We start from the raw sequence: 1,676 nt of genomic DNA on the forward strand, positions 1-1,676 counted from the left end.
AGGCGCAGCAGCGGCGCGACGGCGCCGCACCCGCCGCCGTCGCGCCGCTGCTGCGCCTGGCCCCCGGCGACACCGTCGCCGTGGCCCGCGAGGCGCTCGCGGCCGGCACCGTCGTCGACCTCGCGGCCGTGGGGGAGGCCGGCTCGCTGACGCTGCGCTCCGACGTCCCCGCGGGGCACAAGGTCGCCCTGCGCGACGTCGCCGCCGGCGAGCCGGTGCGCAAGTACGGCCAGCTCATCGGCCTCGCCTCGGCGCCCGTCGCCGCCGGCGAGCACGTCCACGTCCACAACCTCGCCTTCACGGCCTCGCAGGCCGGCGCCGGCAGCGCCGACGCGGCCGGGGAGGGCTACGCCGTCGGCGTCGACGCCCGCCCGAGGCTGCTCGTGCCGCAGGCCGAGCAGCGCACCTTCGACGGGTTCGTGCGCGCCGACGGGCGGGTGGCGACCCGCAACTACATCGGGGTCCTCACCTCGGTGAACTGCTCGGCCACCGCCGCCCGGCGCATCGCCGACACCTTCCGCTGGCCCGGCGCGCTCGACGCGTACCCGAACGTCGACGGGGTCGTCGCGCTGACCCACGGCACCGGCTGCGGCATGGACGCCCTCGGCGAGGGGGCGCAGCTGCTGCGCCGCACCATCTCCGGCTACGCGCGCCACCCCAACTTCGCGGCGCTGCTCGTCATCGGCCTCGGCTGCGAGGTGAACCAGGTCGCGGCGCTCACCTCCGGCTTCGACCTGCCGCCGGAGGTGCCCGTCGTCGCCATGACGATCCAGGAGATCGGCGGCACCACCCTCACCGTCAAGGCCGGGGTGGAACGCGTCCGGGAGCTGCTGCCGCTCGTCGACGCCGCCCGGCGGGTGCCCGTGCCGGCCTCCGAGCTGGTCCTGGGCCTCAACTGCGGCGGCAGCGACGCCTGGTCCGGGGTCACCGCGAACCCCGCGCTCGGCATCGCCTCCGACCTGCTGGTGGCGCAGGGGGGCACCTCGGTGCTCGCGGAGACGCCGGAGGTCTACGGCGCCGAGCACCTGCTGACCCGGCGCGCCCGCGAGCCCGAGGTCGCGGAGAAGCTGCTGCGGCGCATCCGCTGGTGGGAGGAGTACACGGCCGCCCACGGCGGGAGCATGGACAACAACCCCTCGCCGGGCAACAAGGCCGGCGGGCTGACGACCATCCTGGAGAAGTCCCTCGGGGCGGTCGCCAAGGGCGGTTCGGCCGCGCTGGAGGCCGTGTACGAGTACGCCGAGCCGATCACCGCCAAGGGCTTCGCCTTCATGGACACCCCCGGCTACGACCCCGTCTCGGTCACCGGCCTCGTCGCGGGCGGCGCGAACGTGGTCTGCTTCACCACCGGCCGCGGTTCGGTGTTCGGCTGCAAGCCCGCGCCGAGCATCAAGCTCGCCACGAACTCCGAGGTGTTCGCGCGCATGGAGGACGACATGGACGTCGACTGCGGGCGCGTCCTCACCGGCGAGCAGACGCTCGAGGAGGCCGGCCGCGAGCTGTTCGAGCTCGTGCTCGAGGTCGCCTCGGGGCGGCGCAGCAAGAGCGAGGAGCTGGGGATCGGCGACGAGGAGTTCCAGCCGTGGCAGCTCGGGGCGGTGATGTGATGAGCGCCCCCGCCACCTCCGCGACCTCGCCCGCCCGCCTGTCGCTGAGCACCCTGGGCGCCGTCCCCG

Annotated in this window: 1 protein-coding gene; it reads left to right on the forward strand. The window is 75.3% G+C overall.

Annotation, left to right across the window (positions count from 1 at the left end; genetic code table 11):
• The first annotated feature begins 47 nt into the window (after positions 1-47).
• The gene (locus GTQ99_RS22975) at positions 48-1,607 is read left to right on the forward strand and encodes a UxaA family hydrolase (RefSeq protein ID WP_166617976.1); all 1,560 of its coding nucleotides are present in this window, start codon (positions 48-50) and stop codon (positions 1,605-1,607) included.
• Positions 1,608-1,676 lie beyond the last annotated feature (69 nt).

The sequence above is a fragment of the Kineococcus vitellinus genome, assembly GCF_009906315.1.
GTDB lineage: Bacteria > Actinomycetota > Actinomycetes > Actinomycetales > Kineococcaceae > Kineococcus > Kineococcus vitellinus.